At 47.0% G+C, this 23,906-nt stretch carries 19 protein-coding genes; 13 read left to right on the top strand and 6 right to left on the bottom strand.

The genetic code is table 11. The annotated features are described in order from the left end of the window. Positions 1-20: 20 nt before the first annotated feature. Positions 21-2,330: a putative bifunctional diguanylate cyclase/phosphodiesterase gene (locus tag BKE30_RS00555; protein ID WP_083698371.1), complete on the bottom strand. Its 2,310-nt coding sequence runs from the start codon at positions 2,328-2,330 to the stop codon at positions 21-23. A gap of 469 nt (positions 2,331-2,799) precedes the next feature. On the opposite strand from BKE30_RS00555, the gene BKE30_RS00550 reads away from it, so the two are divergent. From BKE30_RS00550 to BKE30_RS00525, 6 genes are all read left to right on the top strand, one after another. Beyond that, positions 2,800-3,561: a response regulator gene (locus BKE30_RS00550; RefSeq protein WP_076876735.1), complete on the top strand. Its 762-nt coding sequence runs from the start codon at positions 2,800-2,802 to the stop codon at positions 3,559-3,561. Positions 3,562-3,567: 6 nt separating this feature from the next. Continuing rightward, positions 3,568-4,989, top strand: coding sequence for a two-component system sensor histidine kinase CreC (creC, locus tag BKE30_RS00545; protein ID WP_076876714.1), 1,422 nt, complete (start codon positions 3,568-3,570; stop codon positions 4,987-4,989). A 152-nt stretch (positions 4,990-5,141) separates the two neighbouring features. Next, positions 5,142-6,551 (top strand): cell envelope integrity protein CreD, encoded by a 1,410-nt coding sequence (gene creD, locus BKE30_RS00540; RefSeq protein ID WP_076876713.1) that lies wholly within the window; start codon positions 5,142-5,144, stop codon positions 6,549-6,551. A 125-nt stretch (positions 6,552-6,676) separates the two neighbouring features. Further along, on the top strand, positions 6,677-7,237 hold the full coding sequence (locus BKE30_RS00535; protein ID WP_076876712.1) for a hypothetical protein: 561 nt from the start codon (positions 6,677-6,679) through the stop codon (positions 7,235-7,237). Between the two features lie 125 nt (positions 7,238-7,362). Beyond that, positions 7,363-9,570, top strand: a complete 2,208-nt coding sequence (gene dnaX, locus BKE30_RS00530) for a DNA polymerase III subunit gamma/tau (protein WP_076876711.1) — start codon at positions 7,363-7,365, stop codon at positions 9,568-9,570. A 110-nt stretch (positions 9,571-9,680) separates the two neighbouring features. Then, positions 9,681-10,247, top strand: coding sequence for an NADPH-dependent FMN reductase (locus tag BKE30_RS00525; protein ID WP_076876710.1), 567 nt, complete (start codon positions 9,681-9,683; stop codon positions 10,245-10,247). Between the two features lie 124 nt (positions 10,248-10,371). Here the strand turns inward: BKE30_RS00525 and BKE30_RS00520 are convergent, their stop codons facing one another. Both BKE30_RS00520 and BKE30_RS00515 read right to left on the bottom strand, forming a co-directional pair. Then, positions 10,372-10,809 (bottom strand): acyl-CoA thioesterase, encoded by a 438-nt coding sequence (locus tag BKE30_RS00520; RefSeq protein ID WP_264754275.1) that lies wholly within the window; start codon positions 10,807-10,809, stop codon positions 10,372-10,374. 226 nt (positions 10,810-11,035) lie between these two features. Further along, the gene (locus BKE30_RS00515) at positions 11,036-12,196 is read right to left on the bottom strand and encodes an iron-containing alcohol dehydrogenase (protein WP_076876708.1); all 1,161 of its coding nucleotides are present in this window, start codon (positions 12,194-12,196) and stop codon (positions 11,036-11,038) included. Between the two features lie 129 nt (positions 12,197-12,325). Between BKE30_RS00515 and BKE30_RS00510 the strand changes: the two genes are divergently transcribed. The 5 genes from BKE30_RS00510 (at position 12,326) to xth (ending at position 16,985) form a co-directional block, all read left to right on the top strand. Beyond that, on the top strand, positions 12,326-12,850 hold the full coding sequence (locus tag BKE30_RS00510) for a low molecular weight protein-tyrosine-phosphatase (RefSeq protein WP_076876707.1): 525 nt from the start codon (positions 12,326-12,328) through the stop codon (positions 12,848-12,850). A 56-nt stretch (positions 12,851-12,906) separates the two neighbouring features. Further along, complete coding sequence (gene murB / locus BKE30_RS00505) at positions 12,907-13,914, top strand: UDP-N-acetylmuramate dehydrogenase (RefSeq protein ID WP_227518280.1); 1,008 nt, start codon at positions 12,907-12,909, stop codon at positions 13,912-13,914. A 26-nt stretch (positions 13,915-13,940) separates the two neighbouring features. Further along, positions 13,941-14,948, top strand: coding sequence for a YdcF family protein (locus BKE30_RS00500; RefSeq protein WP_076876705.1), 1,008 nt, complete (start codon positions 13,941-13,943; stop codon positions 14,946-14,948). Continuing rightward, positions 14,948-15,991: an alpha/beta hydrolase gene (locus tag BKE30_RS00495; RefSeq protein WP_076876704.1), complete on the top strand. Its 1,044-nt coding sequence runs from the start codon at positions 14,948-14,950 to the stop codon at positions 15,989-15,991. Before BKE30_RS00500 ends, BKE30_RS00495 begins: the two co-directional genes overlap by 1 nt. A gap of 226 nt (positions 15,992-16,217) precedes the next feature. Then, positions 16,218-16,985 (top strand): exodeoxyribonuclease III, encoded by a 768-nt coding sequence (gene xth, locus BKE30_RS00490; protein WP_076876703.1) that lies wholly within the window; start codon positions 16,218-16,220, stop codon positions 16,983-16,985. Between the two features lie 71 nt (positions 16,986-17,056). Here xth and BKE30_RS00485 read toward each other — a convergent pair whose 3' ends face one another. From BKE30_RS00485 to BKE30_RS00475, 3 genes are all read right to left on the bottom strand, one after another. Beyond that, positions 17,057-17,680, bottom strand: a complete 624-nt coding sequence (locus tag BKE30_RS00485; RefSeq protein WP_076876702.1) for an OB-fold-containig protein — start codon at positions 17,678-17,680, stop codon at positions 17,057-17,059. 96 nt (positions 17,681-17,776) lie between these two features. Then, positions 17,777-18,097 (bottom strand): Rieske (2Fe-2S) protein, encoded by a 321-nt coding sequence (locus tag BKE30_RS00480; protein ID WP_076876734.1) that lies wholly within the window; start codon positions 18,095-18,097, stop codon positions 17,777-17,779. Positions 18,098-18,174: 77 nt separating this feature from the next. After that, the gene (locus tag BKE30_RS00475) at positions 18,175-19,179 is read right to left on the bottom strand and encodes an adenosine kinase (RefSeq protein WP_076876701.1); all 1,005 of its coding nucleotides are present in this window, start codon (positions 19,177-19,179) and stop codon (positions 18,175-18,177) included. A 301-nt stretch (positions 19,180-19,480) separates the two neighbouring features. Here BKE30_RS00475 and BKE30_RS00470 point away from each other — a divergent pair, with 301 nt between their 5' ends. Both BKE30_RS00470 and BKE30_RS00465 read left to right on the top strand, forming a co-directional pair. Further along, positions 19,481-22,417, top strand: a complete 2,937-nt coding sequence (locus BKE30_RS00470; protein WP_076876700.1) for an insulinase family protein — start codon at positions 19,481-19,483, stop codon at positions 22,415-22,417. Between the two features lie 234 nt (positions 22,418-22,651). Then, entirely contained in the window at positions 22,652-23,848 is a 1,197-nt protein-coding gene (locus BKE30_RS00465) for a phospholipase A (protein WP_076876733.1), read from the top strand. Positions 23,849-23,906 lie beyond the last annotated feature (58 nt).

Here is a 23,906-nt window from a genome sequence, read left to right as displayed (position 1 = left end):
CTTGAGCACGCCCAGCTCAACTACGCAGGAAACTGGGTTGAAGAAGAGTCTTCCGGCAACGGAATTGCATGATGTGTGCGTAATAAGGTTGCAAATTCTTCGGGCAATACGGCCTTGCTAAAATAATAGCCTTGCATCTGGTCGCAGGAATTCTGGCGCAGGAAATCTTCCTGTTCCTCAGTTTCAACGCCTTCTGCAATCACTGTCATGCATAGCGTTTTGCCCATGGCAATAATTGCTTCGGTAATTGCCTTGTCACTTGCATTGGTCGCTACTTCCCGGATGAAGGAACGATCAACCTTTAAGGTATCGATTGGAAAGTTTTTCAACTGTGCCAGTGAGGAATAGCCGGTGCCAAAATCGTCTATGGCCAGTCTTACCCCCATTTTCTTGATGGCCGCAAGCAGGGTAACGGCCTTGGCCGGATCACGCATGACCAGACCTTCGGTAATTTCCAGTTCAAGCAACCTTGGGTCCATGCCTGTTTCCTCAAGAATGGCGGCAATGTCGAGCAGCAAATGGTCGTCGGTAAACTGGCGTACAGACAGGTTTACAGCCATGCAAACAGGGGGCAAACCTTCACGTAGCCATGCCATGTTTTGACGGCAGGCTGTACGCAATACCCATTTGCCAATGGGAACAATCATGCCGGTTTCTTCGGCAATTGGAATAAACTGGGCAGGAGAAATTGTGCCAAGCTCCGGATTTTGCCAGCGCAACAGGGCTTCCACACCAGAAATTGCACCGGAAGCCAGATCCCGCTTGGCCTGGTAATACACTGTAAACTCATTACGCTCCAGTGCCTGCCGAAGATTGGTTTCAAGGGCCATGCGTTCCAGTGCATAGGAGCGTACTTGTGCCGAAAAAAACTGGTAGTTATTTTTACCGGCTTCTTTGGCGGCATACATGGCAATGTCTGCACTTTTGGTTAGGGTTAGTTCGTCCTGTGCATCGTCGGGAAAGATAGCAATGCCAACGCTGGCAGTGACCCGGCATTCCTGTCCCTGTAGCAGGAAAGGGGCAATGGCAGCGTCTACAATTTTGCGGGCAATAACTGCGATTTCTTTCTTTTCATGCACCTGTGGCACCAGCACGACAAACTCGTCGCCACCTAACCGGGCCACAATATCGCTGGCACGCAGGGTTTGCCGGAAGCGTGTGGAAATTTCTTTTAAAAGCTGATCTCCAGCCTCATGACCAAGTGTGTCGTTGATAAACTTAAAACGGTCAAGGTCAATAAAAAGTACTGCAAAGCTTCCGCCGTAGCGCAATGCTGACTGCACGGCCACACTAAGCATCTGGTTGTACATGACCCGGTTGGGCAGGCCGGTCAGGCCATCATGGGTGGCAAGATGCTGAATCCGTGCATCGGCGCGCTTTTGCTCCGAAATGTCGCGTGCTACCCCACGGTAGCCTTTCAGGACGCCGTCATTATCTATCATGGCTTCGCCGCTGACGCTAATGTAAAGGTCATGATTGTCCGGCATGTCAAAATGCAGCACCAGATCGCGAAACGACTGGTGTGCCATAATCTGTGCTTTATGTGCTTCCCATCCACCGGGCGTTTTGACTGTGATACCGGATTCAAACAGGCGCTTGCCAATTAGCATTTCTGGTGGTAAATCCTTGCTGGCACGGCCACTTTCAAAACGAGTAATGCGAAAATCGGCATCCTGTTCCCAATACCAGTCTGATGACAAATCGGTTAATGCCCGGAAGCGTGCCTCGCTCTCCTTGATATCCTTATTTGTGGCAACTAATCGTGAGCGCAGAAAATCCAGGTAAATACTGCCGAAAATTAGGCGTCCAATGGTTAAAATGAGCGAGATATACAGCAGGATTTTAACGGCTAGCGTTGAGGTGGGAAATGCAATGCTTGCCCCGAATATGATGAATGCCGCCAGTCCAATGGCAAAGGTAAGAAATAAAATAAAATACTGGCGTACAGTCAGCAAAAATAATCCGTAAGCAGCGCCTTCAATAATGCGGATTAAAAATAAAAAATTCAGCTGAGGCAATAAAAACAAACCCAGAAACTGGTTGGCGCAGACTATTAACAGATGAGGGAGTGCCAGTGTGGGGTCTTTAAAGCGTTCACTTATTCCAGTTTTGTGCAGGATATAAAAACTGCTGGCACAGAGGATTCCAATACCTGTATACAAAAACCAGAACCAGGATGGAAGTTTGGCAAATATTACCAGTCCGCCAAGTAGACTAATTTCAATAACCCAGTTAATGGCACCAATCTTCGCGGCCATTAGTCGAAGTTCATACGCTTTCTGACTCTTTTTTGTCCGTTTTTCTGTTGTCCGTGCGTCGGTTATACTCATTATATTCTTCCATGATTCAAAGAGCCTTTCCGGTTATCAGCTGGTCTCAACCCTTAGAGCCATTGAAAAAACGACCAATAGTCCGGCCATTACCAGCGAAATCTAACCGTAAATTTTGCCCTTTAATGTTGCGCGTCTGCCTGACATTGGTTTGTCTGGCTAAAGTTGAACATACAAATAAAGCAATATTTCGTCAATGCTAATCTATAGTGCTCTACGTAAGGAAAGAGCACACAACCTGATGATTTCTATAATCTGTCTGTTGACTGTCAGCATGGCAACTGGAATCATGGCTTCACTAAAGCCGTTAAATCATGAGTGTGAATTTGATTTTTGGTTTTGGCTAATAAGTGAATTGTAATCAGCATACCTGTTCAGTGGCTTGCCATAAAAAGTTGCTGTCAGCAACGGTGTAGAGTGTAAAAGTAATAATGAAAAAACAATATTGGCAACGACAGTGCAAAAAAACATGCAAAAAATGATATTGCTGGTAGAGGATGAAGCGGCGATTGCAGAACCGCTACAGTATGCCTTAAAGCGCGAAAACTGGCAGGTTATTTGGCATACCACTGCGATACAGGCAATGGAAGCATTAAACAGCCACCATGTTGATTTTATTATTCTGGATGTGGGCTTGCCGGATATGGATGGTTTTGAGCTGTGCCGTAAAATCCGCCAGCGCTGGCAAACCCCTTTATTGTTTTTAACAGCGCGTAACGATGAAATAGAACGCATTATTGGTATTGAAATTGGCGCAGATGATTACTGTGGCAAGCCGTTTAGTCCACGTGAAATTATTTCAAGGATAAAGGCCATCTGGCGGCGTATGCAGTTAACGGCTGACAACCAGCAAGTAAATCATGCGGGTAATTTCCAGCAGCCTGACAGCCCGTTGCATGACAGGGAAAGTTCTGGATTGGCGGACAAGTCGGCGCAAATTATTGCCTTTGATCACTGGCAAGCCGATTTAAGCCGTCACCAGATCAAATATCATGGTCAGTTATTACAGCTCACCCGTTATGAATCAGGTTTGTTGATATTTTTACTCAAGCATCCTGAGCAGGTATTTAGTCGTACTCAATTGATGCAACAGGTATGGGAGCATCCGGATCACAGTCTGGAACGTACTGTGGATACGCATATCAAGTCATTACGGCAAAAGCTCAAGCTGGTGAGTGATGATGAGCCCATCACCACGCATCGCGGGCTGGGCTATAGCCTGAAGCGATAATTCAATATGTCAATTTTTGTGCGCATCTGGTTTGGCTTTAGTCTGGTTTTGCTGATTGGCAGTTTTTTCATTCTTAGTAGCTTGCAGCAGCAAATCAAGCCAAATATCCGGCAAGTGGTGGAAGACACGCTGGCTGATAATGCCAATATTATTGCCGCACTGGTGGCTGATGACATTGCGGGTGGTCTGGTAAAAACGCCAGAATTTGACCAGAAGATGCAGGCCACCTTAAGCCGGGTGCTCAATGCCAAAATCTGGAACATGCAAAAAAGTGCCATTCACCAGAATTTATATATTACTGATCAGTATGGCCGCGTCATTTATGATTCTACCGGACAATACACCGGACAGGATTTTTCGCGCTGGAATGATATTTACCTTACCTTAAAGGGCCAGTACGGGGTGCGCTCAACGCGTACCGATCCTGCCGATGAAAACAGTTCCACCATGTATGTGGCAGCGCCAGTGATTTACCAAAACCAGCTTGTTGGCGTAGTAAGCCTTGGCAAAAAAGGCCAGTCGGTGCAACCTTATATTGAAGCCGCGCAGCGCCAGATGCTGATTAAAGCCAGCATTGTGGTGGTTTTTTCCCTGCTGCTGTGTGGCTTTGTGGCATGGTGGCTAAAACGCAGTATTGAAAAAGTACGGCAATATGCCTTGGCACTGGCTGCCAACCGTCAGCAGCAGCCCTATTTTTATTCAGCGCGTGAACTAAATGACTTGGTGTATGCCATTTCCAGCATGCGGCAGCAACTGGAAGACCGGGCCTATGTTGAACAGTATGTGCATACCTTAACGCATGAACTAAAAAGTCCGTTAACTGCGATTCACGCCAGTGCTGAGTTACTTGAAGATGCGTTACCAATTGATGACCAGCAATATTTTGCACGGCAAATTCAGCAGCAGACTTATCGTTTGCAGGATTTGGTAGAGCGGCTTTTGCTACTGGCTAAACTGGAAAAAAGTGATGAGGCTTTTGAACTGCAAGCCCTTGACTTAAATGTCCTGATTCATAATTTACTGGCGCAACGCAAGGGGATAATCCAGCAGCGCCAAATTGAGGTTCAAACCAGTTTTACCGGTTCTTGTCTGGTTCAGGCCGAGCCATTCTGGCTGGGGCAGGCGCTGGCCAACCTTCTGGATAATGCCATTTCTTTTACACCAGCAGGCAAAACCCTAACAATAAAGCTTGAAAGGGTAGCGCAGCATCTGGTTTTACAGGTGATTAATCAGGGCCCCATTATTCCAGACTATGCCCTCAGCCATATTTTTGAGCGCTACTATTCATTGCCACGGCCAGACACCGGTTTAAAAAGTACCGGTTTAGGCTTAACGCTGGTTAAGGAGGTGCTGGATAAGCATCAGGCCGACATAGCAATTGAGAATAGGGCAGATGGTGTTGCCGTAAGTATTTATTTTAATGCCTGACAGCTTTGCAGCCGCATTTGAGTTTTCGGATTGATTCAAAATTTGGCTTCATGTTGAGTTCACCAAAAGTTCAATAATTTTTCACTTTAAGTTCACTAACAACACATGTGCATTTTTCACAATACCTCTATCTTCAATGAGGACTATGAAAAATGCGAAGTTTAGGTGCCAAATTTACTTTTATAGCCGGGTTATGCTTTTGTTTTTTAATCGGCCTGTTTTTTGTTAAAAGCATTGTGCATGAGCGACAGCGCTATGCCCAGCAAGCCATTGATGAAATTGCACGGGATAATTATGGTGCACAAACGGTGATGAGTCCGTTTATTGTCGTACCGGTAAGCTGGTCTATTTGCTCAGCCAAGGAAGCCCAAACCAAAACACAACAGCAATGTACTGCTACTGTGTATCAAACCATTTATACCAGCCAGAGTCAGTGGCACAACAAATTAAAGGTGGCCCAGAATTTTCGTAAGGGCATTTATCATGCTACCAATTATGATAATCAAATCAGCATACAGGGGCGCTTTAGCCCGGATAGCACATTGCTAAAACCCATCGATGGTCAGGTAGTGCAATGGCACAAGGCAAAAATTTATCTGGCAGTTTCCGACTTGCGTGGCTTGGCACAACAGCCAGTGATTACGCTTCAGGACAAGAAATACCAGCTCAGTTTACCGGAGAGTAGTGAAACCCTGTCTGGCCTGCCATTTGGCTATACCAGCTTTGCCATTGGTGCGATGGCCAAAAATGCTGTGGATTTCAAACTGGATTTTAGATTGTCTGGCCTGCAATCATTCCGGTTAATTCCCTTGGGCAAAAGTATTGAAGCAACGCTACAAGCCAACTGGGCACATCCAAATTTTTCAGGGGGTATTTCGCCTCTGTATAAAACCATTAGCCGCCAGTCAACCAGTGCGCAATGGAATAATACTTATGCACCCACCAGCAATTCCCGGTTGCTCAGCACCTGCCTGCAAACCCAGCAAGATAAGGACTGTGAAAAATTAAAAATCCTGCATGCCTACAGTGATGAATCTGCTACTTATGGCAAGTCAGAACAGCTCAAGGGTTCTGCCGAAAGCTTTAATATTCAGTTTTTTGAACCTACTAATGTGTATAGCCTGACTGACCGCACCCTAAAATATGCCTTGCTGTTTTTACTGATTATTTTTGGCACTTTCTTTTTGTTTGAGGTGTTAAAAGGATTGCAGGTGCATCCGATACAATACGCGCTAGTGGGTGCGGCGCAGGGTGTATTTTACTTGCTACTGCTGTCTTTTAGTGAGCAATTTGCCTTTGGCTGGGCTTACGTGGGTTCCAGTGCAGCCTGTGTCCTGCTGATTAGCTGGTATGTCACTTATGTTCTTAAGGGAATAGGCCGGGCCTTTAGTTTAGGAATTGTGCTGACCGCCATGTATGGCACCTTGTATATCCTGCTACGGTCACAACAACACACCCTAATGCTGGGGTCGGTCATGGTGTTTGCACTCATTGCCGTGGTGATGTTCTTAACCCGTCACATCAACTGGTATCAGCTCAACCAGCCAAAACACAAGCTTTAAATCCTGACTGCAAAATAATCTTTTCTGCTCATGCCTTTTCACTATGCAACTGCCTGTAAAGGGCAGTTTGCATGCACATCCAAATTAGCAAAGCCAACATAAAGCACAGTAACGGAATTTAACCCATGACATATTATCCTAGTGTAAAAGAAAGCCCTACAAGAACTTACCCCAGCTTTTCCCAGCATTCGACCCAAAAAAACCAGCCATCCATCGTACGGCTAAATGCCCCAAGTTCACTGGCAGATCTGGCCAACCATATTTTACGACAGGAAAATCCGGATCAGGTTACTGTTTATCTCAGCAGCAGATTTGGAAAACAGGCAGTCAGTCAATTTCAGGCAGAACAGGGTCTTGGTAGCGCTATACAGCAATTTCCATGCTTGGGCTTAACAGTCCTTTATGAAAATAACCGGCCTAGAGTAATTAGCTTTAAGAAGCAGTTTTTAAGGCAGTATCATCAGGTATTAAACAGCAAAACTGATATCTTGGCACAGTTGCGCCAGCAGGGTATTGGTTTTATTAATCTGGGCAGTGTGGTGATCACGACCTTGAGTTTAACCACGGATGCCATAACCCATCATGCATCAAATAATGGGGCTGTGATGTGTAGCTATTTTTTTAAACCTATAGATCAGCAACTGATCCTGGAGGAAACCATTTACCATGACTTGCTGAATAGATAAGGGTTAACCAGAAAATGAATGCCTGTAATATTTAAACAAATGCAGCATGTAGGATCAGTGGCCAAATTTTTTTAACCGCTTTTTGGGTCAAATCGGCTATGCTATGGGCTTAAACAGGAGCGTTCATGTATCAGGTTCTTGCGCGTAAATATCGCCCACGCAACTTTAACCAATTGGTAGGGCAGACCCATGTATCCCGGGCATTAACCAGTGCACTGGAGCGTAACCGCCTGCACCATGCTTATTTGTTTACCGGCACGCGCGGTGTGGGCAAAACTACCATTGCACGTATCCTGTCCAAGTGCCTGAACTGTGAAACCGGCATTACGGCCACACCCTGCGAAGTCTGTGCCACCTGTACCGCTATTAATCAGGGACGATTTATTGATTTAATCGAAATTGATGCCGCCTCACGCACCAAGGTAGAAGATACGCGCGAATTGCTGGATAACGTACCGTATGCACCGACGCAAGGTCGCTACAAGGTTTACCTGATTGATGAAGTGCATATGCTGTCTACGCACAGTTTTAATGCGCTGCTGAAAACGCTGGAAGAACCTCCGGAACACGTCAAGTTTTTACTGGCCACCACTGATCCGCAAAAACTGCCGGTCACCGTGTTATCACGTTGTTTGCAATTTACCCTGCGCCCTTTGCAGCAGCAGGAAATCCATGATCATTTGCACGATATTCTGGATCAGGAGCAAATTGGCTATGATGACCAAGCCCTGTGGCAACTGGCCGAAGCCGCCCAAGGCTCGCTACGTGATGCACTGTCACTAACCGATCAGGCCATTGCTTTTGGTCAGGGACAATTGCAGGGCAGTGATGTTCAGGACATGCTGGGCTTGCTGGACAAAGGGCAGATTGTCCTGTTGCTCCAATCCATCTATGAAAATAATGGCCAGCAGGTGAGTCAGATTCTGCAAAATCTGGCTAATCAGGCGGTGGATTTAAAAGCGGTACTGGATCAGCTGATTACCTTATTGCATCAGCTGGCGCTACTTCAGGTGTTGCCGCAAGTGCCGTTGCAGGGAACTCAGGAATACCAAAATCAGTTGCGTTATCTGGCAGGGCAAATTGATGCCACCGATGTCCAGTTGTATTACCAGATTGCCTTGCAGGGTCGGCAGGATTTAAAACTGGCCGTTAGCCTGCAACAAGGCTTTGATATGTGCATTTTGCGCATGCTGGCTTTTAAGCCCTTGGGTCATAATGCCCAGATTCTGGAGCATTCCAGTTCTGGTGCAGTGGTGACCCAGCAGCCCCCGAAACTTGCAGTTAGCAATAGTAATTTAGCAGTACCGCAACCTATTCAGGCCGTACCTGATCATCAGGCTATTGAAGAATCCTTTGTCTTGGCTGATGAATCGTCAGAACCAGTGGCTGCGCTCCAGCGTTTTGAATCTGGCAACCAGTCGGAAACAGCTCAGGAACTTGTTGCAACAGGTGAGCTGATTCTAGATGACCGTTTAGAAAATGCATCATTAGAAAACCAATTCATTGAAAATCAACCTGTAGAAAATGATTTACGCATTCAGGATGAATTTTTTAATCATCAGCCGGATACTGTAGATATTCAGTCTACGACTACGGCCAAGCAGGAAAATTTGGCAGTAGACTTGTTTGGCCAACCTATTGTCCCAGCAATGCCTGACCAGCAGACAACTGGGATAGCATTAGCCGAACCCTTATCACCAGCGATTACGGTGCAGAATGCAGACTTAATATCTATACCGCCTAACGCAGTTGAAGGACAGTCAGAGAATAAACAAGCTGGCAATGAACAGTCTTTTGAACCGGTAATAACATCTAAACCGGTAACAGCACCTAATTCAGTAGATAACCAATCTAGCGAAATTTCAGCAGTAGACAGCAGGCAGGTGGATACTGACAACAGGCCAGGCCAGTTATTGCCGCAGCAAATATTGCAGCACCGTGCCGTTGAGTTAACCGGGCAGTGGAATATTGAAAAGTGGGAATGCTGGCTGCGTGAAGCAGAAATCACCCCGGCCATTCGTAATCTGGCACAGCATGGTCTGATCCGTGGTGAAATTGGTCAGGCTGCAAGCTTTTTGATTTCACCAGAGCATCGCCTGATGGCTACCGAGCTATTTGATGGGCTGATTGCAGCATTAAAACAGCAATGGCCCGATAGCAGGCTGGAACTGGTCTTTGAAAGTATTGATGAGCCTTTACCTTTGCAGTTAAAGGCAATCCGGCGTGAAAAAGCCTTGCAGCAGGCTGATTATCTGTTGCGCCATGAGCCAATAATTCAGCCTTTGATTGAGCAGTTTGCAGCCAGTCTGTCGAATGTTACTTTAAAAGAGTAATGTTTACGCTTTGCCTGCATACTCCATCAAAACCTTACGCAAAATGTACCAGCAGCCAAAAATAACTGCGGTATAACTGTTTCATTCGTAAAAGAAACAGCAGGCAGGGTATGGCAAATATTTCGTTAATCGTTGGCAGTTTGCGTCGGGAGTCTATTAATTTAAAGATTGCCAAGGCACTGATCAAACTGGCACAGCAGGAAAATTTGCCGCATCAGTTTAATCTGGTTGATATTGCCAATCTGCCTTTATATAACGAGGACTTATGGGAAGATATTCCCGAAGCCGTTAGCCAGTTTAAAATTACAATAAAAAATACTGATGCCTTGTTATTTGTCACCCCGGAATATAATCGCTCGGTGCCATCACCATTAAAAAATGCACTGGACTGGGGGTCACGGCCCAGTGATGACAATAGCTGGAAGCATAAACCTGCCGCCATGCTGGGTGCTAGTCCGGGCCAGATTGGTACTGCGGTGGCACAGTCACATTTGCGCAGTATTTTACTAACGCTAAACACTCGCGTAATGGGCCAGCCTGAGATTTATCTAAAATTTGAAGAAAGTATGCTCAATGACAACAATGAGATTGCCAGTGAAAGAACCCGACAATTTTTATTAAAGTTTTTAAATAAATTTAATGAATGGATTGATGACGTTAAACCATTAAACGCCTAATTTACATTAGGCTATTTTTAAATGCCTTAGGGCTTGTGCAGCCTTCTTGATAAGTAGGGTTACTTAACAAACAGCCTAACCAATATATCCTGTAACCCATTTAGTCGTTACAGGATTCAAAAACTTATTCCATTAAAAGTTTGGCGAGTGCGTCACGCAACTGATCCGGTATGGCCACAGATTGCCGGGTTTGCCGATCCACAAACACATGCACAAAATGACCCTGTGCTACTGCATGTTGCTCATTTGGCCTGAAAATCGCCAACTCATAGCGCACGGATGAACGGCCTAAATGCGCCACCCGCAGGGCACCTTCCAGCTGATCAGGAAAAGCCACAGGCGCGAAATAACTACAACCGGAATCCACCACCAGCCCAATAATTGGCCCATCATGGATGTCGAGTCCACCCTGCTCAATCAGGTAACGGTTGGCGGTGCTGTCAAAATAACTGTAGTACATGACATTGTTAACATGGCCATAAATATCATTATCGGCCCAGCGGGTCGTCAAAGGTGAAAACCAGCCAAAGTCTTTACGCTGATAAGCGACGGGTTTGGTCACAAAAGGTTCACTCATTAAATAAAAGTAGATTCAAACTGTTAGTTTAGACATTAAACTTCTGTCATAAATCATCACATCGCTTTTGACCATTTCGACATGCTCAATGACTGCAGGTTGGGTTGGTTGCCTTTCAACAGGCTGAGGAACCGTAGTGAATCACGTTGATGAGCCTGTCGAACCATGTCGAAACTATACATGTCGAAACTATACCGATGAAAGAAGACGATCAAGCATAAACGGCCTGATAAATCGCCAAGGCATCGGCATGGTTAAGTTCACGCGGATTATTCACCAGCAGGCGGGTTTGCAGCATGGCATCGCGTGCCAGCATTTCAAGGTCTTGTTCCGGTATATTGAGCTGGTTTAGGCGGCAGGGCAAACCGCTGTCCAGAATGTGCTGTTCCAGACGGTCAATCAACTGGTTGGCCAGTTCCATGTCAGAACCCTGGGCAGCCGGGTTTAAAATCAGCATGAGTTCGGCATAGTGTCTGGCAGCGTGGCTTAGGTTAAAGCGGATTACTTCACACAGCACCAGCGCATTGGAAAGACCATGCGAGATATGGTAATGCCCACCCAATGGATAAGCCAGCGCATGAACGGCAGCAACAGGTGAATTGGCAAAAGCCTGCCCAGCCAGCATGGCACCGAACAGCATGTTCTGGCGTGCTTCCAGATTGTGGCCTTCATGTACGGCGGTTTGCAGGTTTTGGTCCAGCAGGACCAGTGCCTGCTTGGCCAGCATGTCGGAATAGAGGTTTTTCTTATGCACACTGGTATAGGCTTCAATGGCATGCACCATGGCATCAATACCGGTGGCTGCAGTAACAGCAGGCGGCAAACCAGTGGTAAGTTCGGCATCCAGTAGCGCAATATCTGCATATAGTACTGGCGACACCACGCCCATTTTGGTGGTTTCACCCGTAGTGACAATGGCTACGCTGGTCACTTCCGAGCCTGTTCCGGCAGTAGTTGGCACCTGAATCAAAGGCAAACGCTGGCCCTGAATATTGCCCACTCCATACATATCGCTTAAGGCTTGCGTCTGTTGTGGATTGGCCAGAATGGCTATCAGCTTTGCCACATCCATGGAACTGCCACCGCCATAACCAATCACCCCATCAATATGTTTGGACGTGGCCTGTTCTACCGCAGCCAGAATGACGTGATCCGGAGGATCGGCCAGAACCTGATCATAAATCGTATATTCAATGCCGACGTTGTTCAGGCTGGTGAGGGCATCATGATGCAGTTGGTATTGCACAATTCCGCTATCGGTAACAAACATTACATGGCTTAGGCCCAGCCGTTTGCAATGCTCACCAAGCTGGTGCCGGGAGCCAGCGGCACAGATAATTTGTTTAACAGTATCAAAGCTAAAGCAATTCATTATTGGTTCCCTGATGGCGGATAATCCCTGATTCTCGTCAGAATCATTTATATTGTGGCATGGGCTATAGCCGTGTGCCTAGCGTTGCCGCTATACTCAATTGGTTTATTTTGTTAGGAAAAGCTCGGAATGGCAAGCTCGCCATATCAGGTATTGTGTGTCTGTCTGGGGAATATCTGTCGGTCGCCTACCGCAGAAATCATTTTAAAGCACTATGTAAAGCTTGCTGGTTTGCCGGTAGAAATTGATTCGGCTGGAACCAGCAATTATCATCCCAACAAGGCACCAGACCCACGTACACAAAAATTTGCCCGTGCCAGCGGCTATGATTTGTCGCATTTGCGTGGGCGTCAGGTGTGCCGGGAAGATTTTGACCAGTTTGACCTGATTCTCGCTATGGATGACACCAACCTTTCAGATTTACAGTGGCAGATCAATCACCTAGTGCAAAAAGGCGAACTGGATGCGTCAGTCATGGATCGTCTGGCGCTAATGAGTGAGCATGACCCAAAATTTTCCCGGCAGGCGATACCAGACCCGTATTTTGGGCATGCCAGTGATTTTGAGCGGGTAATTGCGCAATGTGAAAGTGCAGCACAGGCCTGGGTAGAATACTGGCAGGCCAATCCGAATGTCCTGCGCCGCCAGCCTTGAACCATCACCTTGGTCAAAAATAAGTCATGAGTTTTCTGAATTGAGTAACCTGAATGTTGCAGTTTGAACATAATGCCAGTCTAAAACCGTTCAATACATTGGGCCTAAACAGCCGGGCAAGGTATCTGGCCAGTTTAAGTACCGAAGATGACTTGCTGGCGGTGCTACAATCAGTCACTGCAAAGCGGTTACCAGTTTTTGTACTGTCCGGTGGCAGTAATGTGTTGCTGTCAGAATATATTGATGCATTGGTAATCCGTCCGCTGTTACGGGGTATTCGGGTGCTAGATGATAGCCCACAGCACATACTGGTTGAGGTAATGGCCGGTGAGGAGTGGCATCCATTTGTGCAGTATGCGCTGGCTCAGGGCTGGTATGGGCTGGAAAACCTGTCGCTGATTCCAGGCTATGTGGGCGCTGCACCCATTCAAAATATTGGTGCTTATGGGGTTGAAGTCGGCCAGTATATTCACCACATTAAGGCATGGCACCTGCCGACACAGCGCTGGCACATATTGCAGCCTGAGCACTGCCAGTTTGGTTACCGTGACAGTATTTTCAAGCAACAGGCTGGCGACTGGATCATTAGCCGGGTGGTATTTTGTTTAAGCAAGCAACCACAACTGGCCTTAAGCTATGGTGATGTGCGCGAACAGGCCGGCACAAATCCAACCCCGGCATCGGTAGCAAAAGCCATCATCCAGATTCGTCAGGCTAAACTGCCAGACCCTAAAAAAATTGCAAATGTAGGCAGTTTTTTTAAGAATCCGGTCATTGATCTTGCACATTATGAACGGTTAAAAGTTACTTATCCCGCACTGGGAAGTTATCCGCAAGCCAACGGGCAGGTCAAAGTGGCTGCTGGCTGGCTGATTGACCAAACTGGCTGGAAAGGCAAGCGCATGGGCAGTGTGGGTATGTATGAAAAGCAGGCGCTGGTGCTGGTAAACCACCATATTGCCGCACTGGCTGATGTGCATAAAGTAAGTCAGGCGGTGCAACATTCGGTATTTGAAAAATTTGCAATCCGGCTGGAGCAGGAACCTGTTCTGGTTAAATTTTAAACCTGATAATGATAGAATGAGGAACTATGACAGCAGCAGTATCCTGGCCTAAACGAACAATAAAGCGGTTGGCAGCCCTTGCATTGTTAGTGGTTGCTGTTGTGCTGTTTGTCATGAGTCCATTTTATGCGCGGGTCATTCTGTGGGGACTTAACAAGATTCCGGTGACGGTTAATCAGGTAGCAGCAGCCAGCCAGAAAGGTAATGGCCGTATTGAGGAAACTGAGCAGCCCGAACCCGGTTCACCCGAATGGCAGCAACAGCAGCAGCGCATTGCTGATGAACAGGCCCAGCAGTTATTAAAAGAGTTTGACCAGCAGGAAGCAGCCCAGTTGGATCAGTCGGGCAATGATAAAAGCAGTAACCCTGATTCTGTATCGGCTCACAAGGAAAATGAAAAACCGGATGTGCCAAGTCTGGTAGAAACGCTGGCCAAATTGCAGGATGACTACCAGCTACAAAAACAGTTGCAAAAAGATACTGGTATCAAAATGTCAGGGCAGAATGTACAGAAAAAACTTAATAAGAATCAGGCGCATGTCATTGTTGTACTCGGTGGTGGTTTAGGCCGTGATGCAGCACATCATATTGTGGTGAATGCCTATACCCGGTTGCGCCTTGAAAAAGCCATTCAACAGAAACAGCATAATCCACTGCCAATATTGCTCAGTGGGGTAGAAGCCCCCTATATGCAAAAATGGCTTAAAGGACATCAGGTGGACGCCGGGTTGCTGGAAAAACGCAGCATGAATACCTGCGAAAATACCCGCTTTAGTGCTTTACTGCTACAGAAAAAAGGCGGTGCGCCCCGCGTAGAATTAGTCACCGATGCTTATCACATGCCGCGCGCCAGACGCCTGTTCGCCATGAACGGCATTGATACCATTCCGGTGGTAGCGCCGTTGCCTAACCCGCAAACCCAGTGGAAACCCAGCAAAACCAACCTGATGCATAGCCGTCGGGCAACCTATGAAGCCATTGCCAGTATCCGTGATTTATGGTTTGGTGAAACCAACTGCCGTGAGGTGCCCTGATGAATAAACCCTATCCGTTTCAGACACCAGCGGTATTACGTGCAACCCAGTTACCGTTGCCTGACCGTGCCAGTACACCGGATGCACTGCCACTACTTAACATTAGCGAACCCATGCTGATTGACCCGGTACTGGAAGGCTATCAAACCCTGTATGGCCTAAACAAGATAGATGCCCTGCACTGGCAGGGTTACCTCAATGTGGCTCAGCATAAAACCCATGTTCAGGTATTTCAGCCCAAACAGCAAATCCATGGCACTGTCTGGCTACTACATGGCTATCTGGAGCATAGTGGTATTTACCAGCCGATTATTGAGGAAATTATCGAACAGGGTTTTAGTGTCATTACCTATGATTTGCCGGGGCATGGCCTGACAGAAGGGCCAGTGGCCAGTATTCAGGAGTTTGCAATTTATCAGGCTATCTTGTCAGGGATTTCTGACTGGGCCGCACCGCACATTAACCAGTTGCCAAAACCGTGGCTGGGCATTGGGCAAAGTACCGGGGGTGCTATCTGGATTGATCATACCCTGACAGCAGCAGCGCAGCGCAGGCCACCCATTATTGATCGTGCGCTGCTATTGTCGCCACTGGTGCGGCCAGCCAAAAGTGCATGGTGGCATAACAGTGTAGGCTTAACCCTGATCAAAAAAATCAAGCGCAATGTGCCGCGCAATTTCAGGCGCAATAACCATAATCCTGAATTTTTGCGTTTTGTACGTCTGACCGATCCCTTGCAGCCACGCGTGATGAGTCTGGAGTGGATTCTGGCGCTGGCCAAGTGGATGGTCAGGATTGAGCAACTGCCGGCCTGCCGTATCCCGGTATGGGTGGCACAGGGTGCAAAAGACGAAACGGTAGACTGGCGGTACAACCTTGACTTTATACGCAAGAAATTTCGCCTGCAAACCTTACTTATTCTGGAAGAAGGTTCACATCAGCTGATTAACGAACGTTCTGATATTCGTGCTGCTTTAACCGGATTGATTCCAGCGTTCCTGCATTCCAATGATATTAAGCGCTATTATTTTGACCCTGAGTAAAAACTGAATTTAAGTGATATTCTGAATATATCACCTGCAAAAGTAGGGTTCCGCTGAAGGACTTGTTAAAATAGTCAAAGCAAGTTAATACCTTGTTAAACCGATGCAATCTGTTGATATTAAAATAGATAGTTAAATATTAAATGAAAAACAGGAATTGTACAGCCTGCATTTAAGATGCAGTCTATGATATTTCTATCTTTGTTTTGATGATAAATGCTTAACCATGAAAATTGCCACATGGAATGTAAATTCACTGAATGTCCGCGCGCCACAGGTACTGGAGTGGCTTAACACCGAAGCGGTGGATGTGCTGTGCGTGCAGGAAACCAAGATTGAAGACCATAAGTTTCCCTATACTGATCTGGCTAATATGGGCTATCAGGCTGTGCATCTGGGGCAAAAAACCTACAATGGCGTTGCGATTATTAGCAGGCATCCCATTGATGAGGTGCAATTTGATATTCCCAATCTGGAAGACACCCAAAAACGTGTCGTGGCGGCAACTATTCAGGGCATCCGGATTATTTGTGTGTATATTCCCAATGGGCAAAGTGTTGATTCAGACAAATATCAGTATAAGCTCAACTGGTTACAGGCGCTCACTGCCTACCTTGAACAACAATTAAAACAATATCCCAAACTGGCTTTGCTGGGTGACTACAATATTGCGCCCGAAGACCGCGATGTCTATGACCCTGAACGATGGAAAGGTAGTGTGCTGGTGAGTGAACCGGAGCGGGCAGCATTTAGACAACTGCACGCGTTAGGCCTGCATGACAGTTTTCGCCTGTTTGAGCAACCTGAAAAACTGTATAGCTGGTGGGATTACCGCATGGTGGCTTTTCGGCGCAATCTGGGCCTGCGTATTGATCATATTTTAATTAGTTCCGCACTGGTGCCAACAGCCAAGTCCAGCTGGATTGACCGTGCGCCGCGCAAACTGGAGCGGCCATCCGATCACACGCCAGTAATATTAGAGCTTGATGTTTAATCGAAAAAGACAATGCAAAATTCTGGCTAAACTAAGTCAAGCCTAGGCCTTGTTTGAACGTTTGAACTAAATTACTGGTCCAGCAAATGATTATCCTTGGGTAAGGTTTTTGCCATATATAAATGCTTTTGTTTGGAGACCAGAATCACTTCGCTGTGCAGCTCAAGCTCACCAAATTCTGGTTCTACTTCTACATAATGCAGGTGGCCATGCTGGTCGCGCACCCGTGCTTGTGCGCTAAATCCTGGCCGGGCATCGCCACGGCAAATGGTGGCAATGCGTCCCAGCAACTCAGGTTGACCAATGACCGGCATGGTGCGATCGCTGTACATGAGCTGGCTTAACCAGTGACCCAGAAATACAGTAAACAGCAGACTAATCAGCAGTACCGGAATAATTATCAGCCAGAGTGAGGCAAAGGCATCAGTCATGGCATAGCAGATAAACTGCAGCAGATAGCCAAATACGCCAGTGCTAAGCAAAAAAAGAATCGTTAGAATAAAAATTGGAAACTGGTTGGCATGCAGGCGTTTTAGGATATACACCACAATTCGCGGCAGACGTGCTTCAACCCATGCAGATGGACTAAATTTTAATGAAGTACCCAGTGTCTCGGTTAGCGCCATAATCAGCATGGCTATTAACGCCAGGGTAAACAGCAAAAATGGGGCTGAAAAAAAGATTGAACCTGTCATGGCTGTCCTCGCCAAACCTGCCAGTTTTATGTTGCGATAAGATTTATCAGTGCTGTCAGCAGGGAAACATTGATTAGGAAAACATGAAGTATTGCGTTATTCCACCAGATAAATGCCACCATCGGAATGCACGCTGATTTCTACTGCTGTCAAATGATCACCCTGACAAGGGCCAAAAATACAGCTGCCATCTTCTACCTGAAATAGCGCCCCATGGGTGGAGCAAATAATGTATTCACGGTCCATATCCAGAAACTGGTTTTCCTGATATTCCAGTTCCGTACCCAAATGTGGACAGTTGTTGAGATAAGCGTAAAATGCCCCATCACGCTGGGTAACCAAGATAGGACCCTTATCGGTATCAAAGCCGCGGGCTTCTCGTTCCGGGATATCTTCAGTATTACACAATCGTTGCATGATGGGTTGCATGGGTTATACCTTTACTAAAAACTTTAAACAGCAGACAGGTGGCGATTTGCTGAGCTGCTAAAAAATTAATCACCAGCAAACGAGCCAGCCTGCAAAATAGCCTGATATTGTTCAACTGACAAGCGCGGGCCGTACTGGCTCACCACTTTGGACGCCGTTGCTGCAGCAAGCTGTCCACAATTTTCTAGCGTATCACCGTTGTTCAGGGCATATAAAAATGCGCCGGCAAATGCATCGCCAGCGCCTAAGGTGTCAATTGCATTACATGGTACGGCATTAATATGCAGGTGTTCACCAGTCTGTGTGGCAATGTACGCGCCTTTTTCACTGAGTGTCACAACAACGGTCTTGCTAAGCTTTAACAGTGCAGCAATGGTGTCTTGCATGGCTTCGGTATGGGTATACATGCGGGCTTCATGTTCATTACAAAACAGCAGGTCTACGCCGTCGTCAATCAGGTCATCCAGCCCGTCGCGTGCATACTGCACCATGGCCGGATCGGACAAGGTAATGGCAATTTGTATGTTGTTGGCTTTGGCAATTTCACGGGCCTGCTTTACTGCAGCACGTGCACTTGGACTCGTGGCCAGATAACCTTCAATATATAAATATCTGGCTGTTTTTAAAGGTTCAAAGTCAATTTGTGCGGCGCTTAATTCTGCCGTAATGCCCAGATAGGTTTGCATGGTACGCTCACTGTCCGGCGTAACCAATACAACGCAGGTGCCAGTTTCCCCGTCACTCATGGAGCTGCTCGAGGTTTGGACATTGGCGCTGCTCAAGCCATTAAGGTAAAACTGGCCAAAGTCATCGGTGCCCACGCGGCAGGCATAAAACGCCGAGCCACCCATGGCGGTAAATGCCACCGTAGAGTTGGCTGCTGAGCCGCCACTGGCCTGTTCCTGCGCATGATAACTCTGGTTTAAGTGGGTAAGTAGCTGCTGCTGTGCAGCCTGTTCGGCCAGTTGCATGGTACCTTTAAGCAGTTGATGCTGTTGTAAAAACTGATCGTCTACACTGTATTCCAGATCAACCAGCGCATTTCCAATAACATACAAATCAACTGACATAAGCCTTGTTCCCTTCTTCCTTTGCTAGCATGGTGGGGTGATAAAGAAGTAAAGATTATCATGCCTTTATAGGGATAAATATATTTTTTGCCTTGAAATTTCTACAACTCAGCTTAACTTAAACTAATGCTGCGTGCTGTTTGAGGAATATTTACTTAATCGCACTAGGCCAAATCTGTACAGGATGCAGCATCGTAACTGATTAGCTGATATTCTTGATAAAATATTCGTTCTACCATTGTCTGGCTGTGCACAGGTTTATTATGCGTTCAGCCCAGATAAGTTAAAAATTGGAGTTTGCATGACTGCCGCGTTTTCAATCACTGATAAAAATCGGGTTCATCCTGCGTTTGAGTTAATCAACCAGCATTATATTCCTGCGCTATCGGCCGAATTTTTACAGTACCGTCACCGGGCAACCGGCGCGCTGCATTACCATCTGGCAGCCGACAATGATGAAAACGTATTTCTGGTGGCGTTTAGAACCCAGCCCATGGATTCGCGTGGGGTCGCGCATATTCTGGAGCATACTGCATTATGTGGCTCACAAAAATATCCGGTGCGCGATCCGTTTTTTTCCATGATCCGTCGTTCACTCAACACCTTTATGAATGCCTTTACCGCAGCCGACTGGACAGCCTATCCGTTTGCCACCCAGAACAAGACAGATTTTTATAACCTGTTGTCGGTGTATCTGGATGCGGCATTCTTTGCCAATTTGAATGAACTGGACTTTGCGCAGGAAGGCATCCGCATCGAGCTGGAAAATGACAAGCCGGTATATAAAGGCATTGTGTTTAATGAAATGAAAGGTGCCATGAGCTCGCCATCCGACCAGCTATATCACACGCTGGCGCATCATTTATATCCAGAAACTACCTATCACTATAATTCTGGCGGTAATCCAGCCGATATTCCTGACCTGTCGCATCAGGACCTGATTGATTTTTACAAGTCACATTACCATCCGTCCAATGCGGTTTTCATGAGCTTTGGCAATCTGTCACCCGTTGAATTACAAACCCAGTTTGAGGAGCAAGCACTCAAGAACTTCGGGAAAGGCGAAACGCTAAAATCGGTGCCTGAACAACGTCTGGCAGCGCCGGTTCATGTTGAAGATGTGTATGCAGTCGACAGCGAAGAGCTGGCCAAAAAAACCTACATCCAGTTTGCATGGCTATTGCCACCCAGCACTGACATTAAAACCCGTCTGGCCTTGCGCCTGATGGAAGGGGTGCTGATGGAGCATTCAGCATCACCATTGCGTCAGTATCTGGAAACCTGTGGTCTGGGTGAATCCACCTCGCCCATTATGGGGCTGGATGACAGTAATTTTGAAATGACCTTTTTCTGTGGGTTGCAGGGCAGCGAAGCCGATAAAGCGGATGAACTGGAAGCCGGGATTTTTAAGGTATTGCAAGATATAGTGAATAATCCGATTGACAGTAACCAGATTGAAGCCGTGTTGCACCAGATTGAGCTGCACCAGCGGGAAATCAGTGGCGACGGCATGCCGTATGGCTTAACCTTGCTGTTAAATGGACTGGGCAGTGCCATTCATGGTGCTGACCCGCTGGATGTTTGGCAGATTGAGCCGCATCTGGCTGAACTGCGTGAGCAGCTTAAAGACCCACAATGGCTGCCGCAACTAATCCAGCAATACCTGATTGATAATCCACATCGCGTGCGCCTGACTTTACGTCCTGATCCGCAAAAAAGTGCCCGTGACCAAGAGGCAGAGCAGGCCAGACTGGATGCTATTGCCCAGCAACTGGATGCTGAAAAACGCCAGCAGTTGCTTGAACAAGCCAAACTGCTGGAAGTCCGTCAGGCACAGGAGGATGACTTATCCTTGCTACCCAAAGTCGGGCTGGCTGATATTCCGGCTGATTTACATATTGTAGAAGGACAAACTACTAGCCTGAATCTGGCTGGGCAGGTCGCACCGTTTTATCAATATGCGGCAGGAACCAATGGCTTATATTACCAGCAGGTGCTAATCCAGATTCCTGAGGATGTATTGCAATCCCCATTGCTGGGAATTTATACCTCGCTGATCGGTGAAATTGGTGCAGGCAACATGAATTATCTGGACATCCAGCAAGCTCAGGCGCTGGTAAGTGGTGGCATACATTTAGGTGCCAGTTTCCGCTCCGATCTTCATAACCCTGAAAAAACCAGTAGCTATCTGGTGCTGGCTACTAAGGCACTCAGCGAAAAAACCGAAGCACTGGACTTGCTGAAAACAGCTTTTGATGAACTGCGTTTTGATGAAAAAGACCGCATTCTGGAGTTATTGCAACAACGCAAGGCACGCTGGCAGTCACGCTTGTCTGGAGCTGGACATAGCTATGCCTTGCAAACAGCCTCACGTCACATGAGTGCGCTAGCTCGCCGTGATTATTACAATACGGGCCTGCCGGCACTGGTCTGGCTCAAAAATCTGGTACAACATGTTGAGCAGAATGAGGGAGCAATGGATCAGCTAATCAATGACCTGCAACAATTGCATCAGCGTGTATTGAACTTGCCCAAACAGTTCCTGCTGGTGGCTGAACAGGAAAAAATGGCAGGCTTAAGTGAGCAACTGGCACAAGTCTGGCAGCAATCGAAAGTCATTACTGATCAAGTGGTATTACCTGTCACTCCACATCCGGTAGAGCAAAGTGATATTGCCTGGCTGATTCAGGCCAATGTGCAGTTTTGTGCTGCTGCGTATCCGGCTGTGGCGGTAGACCATGCCGATGCCTGCCCATTGATGGTACTAGGCCCATACCTGAAAAATGGTTTTCTGCATCGGGCATTGCGCGAGCAGGGCGGTGCATATGGTGGTGGCGCAGGCTATGATGGCAATGCCTGTGCTTTTCGCTTTCATAGCTACCGGGATCCGCGCTTGAGTGAAACCTTTAAGGATTTTTCTGCCAGCATTGACTGGCTGTTAAATGACAAACAGGAAGCATATCAACTGGAGGAAGCCATCATGGGGCTGATTGCCAGCATGGACAAGCCCGGATCACCAGCAGGTGAAGCTATTACCGCCTGTCATGCCCTGTTACATGGGCGTACACCTGAGTTTAGACGGCAAATGCGCAGTAACTTGCTGAATGTCACACTGGATGATCTAAAACGGGTGGCACAGCAGTATATTCAATCAAAAACCCCGGTTCGTGCAGTAGTCGCACCATATGCCAAGTCTGGCGAACTACAAGGCTTAAACTTTAAGGTCGAGCAAATCTAACAGGCTCTTCCAGACGGGTTTTTTAAAATAACCTTGCGGATGAAAAAATTTCCGCAAGGTTATTTTGTCTTATGTGCTCTAATAAAGTATTGCGGAAGGCACAGGATGTATAACAACAAAGGCTTTTGCTTTTTCATCTCATAGCTAGTGCTTTTTTGACACTGCCTGTTTATGCTATGGCCATCCGATAATGGCCTGTTTTTCATGTTTAAACCTGTTCAAGCTTCTACCCTGATGGGTCAAAAAACCTTTAGCAAAAATAAGATTTGTGGCGTACTGGCAATTTCACTCAGCGGAATGGTGCATGCTGAAACTGCAACCATACTGGCAACCGCACCTGCGTCTATCGCCCAGGTTACGCCCGCTTATCAGCCGACCACGCCTGAAAGCTGCATTACGCTAGAAAGCAATGCGGAGCGTTTGGACTGCTATGATGCATTTTTTAAGCGTCCGGCAACGCCTGTAGCCCAGCAGGCTGTCGTTGAAAAAATTCAAACTGAAAACCAGACAGCCACTGCGGCATCAGTTGCCAGTGATTCCCCTAAATCTCTTGGCATTTTGCAAAGCATTAATCCACGTGAGTGGTTTAGGGCAGCAGCACCGTATGATCCCACCATTTCTTTACTGGATCGTCGCTGGGAGCTTAGCCATACGGCCAAACTGGGTACGTTTCACCTCAAAAGCTACAAACCCAGTTATATCCTGCCGGTGTTTGTTACAGGTAATGTCAACGATTTGCCAGCCAGTCCAAATCCTGAAAATCAGGTTAGTGAGACTGAAGATATTAGCCGGGTCGAAGGCAAGTTTCAGCTCAGCCTGAAAACCAAGGCAATGGAAGGGGTTTTTGGCGACTATGGTGATTTGTGGCTGGGCTATACCCAGTCATCGCGCTGGCAATTATATAATGCCGGCAATTCGCGCCCGTTTCGTGAAACCAATTATGAGCCGGAAGCCAGCCTGATTTTTGGCACCAATTATAATTTATTTGGTTTAAATGGCCGTTTGCTGGGCCTGAGCCTGAACCATCAATCCAATGGCCGGGAGCTACCATTTTCCCGTAGCTGGAACCGGGCAATTGTTAACGTGGGCTTTGAGCGTGACAATTTTGCCTTAATGCTGCGGCCATGGTATCGCATTCCCGATAGTGATTCCCATAAGGACGATAATCCGGACATTGAAAATTATATCGGGCGTGGTGATTTGCAGGCATTTTATAAATACAAGCAACAGGAATTCTCGCTCATGCTGCGTCATAGCCTAAAAGGTGGCAAGGATAATCATGGGGCGGTGCAGTTTGACTGGGCATTTCCTATTAATGGCAGCCTGCGAGGCTATTTTCAGCTGTTTGATGGCTATGGTGAAAGCCTGATTGATTACAACCACCGTGCAACTTATGTTGGCGTGGGTGTATCCCTGCTGAACTGGTATTAATGGTTTTTTAAGTAGTAAAAAAGCGCAAGTTGAATGAAGAACCTGCGCTTTTTTTTAT

The organism is Alkanindiges hydrocarboniclasticus (assembly GCF_001982605.1).
Lineage (GTDB): Bacteria > Pseudomonadota > Gammaproteobacteria > Pseudomonadales > Moraxellaceae > Alkanindiges > Alkanindiges hydrocarboniclasticus.
The sequence above is the reverse complement of the archived record's forward strand: the minus strand, read 5'-3'. Positions and strand labels throughout refer to the sequence as shown.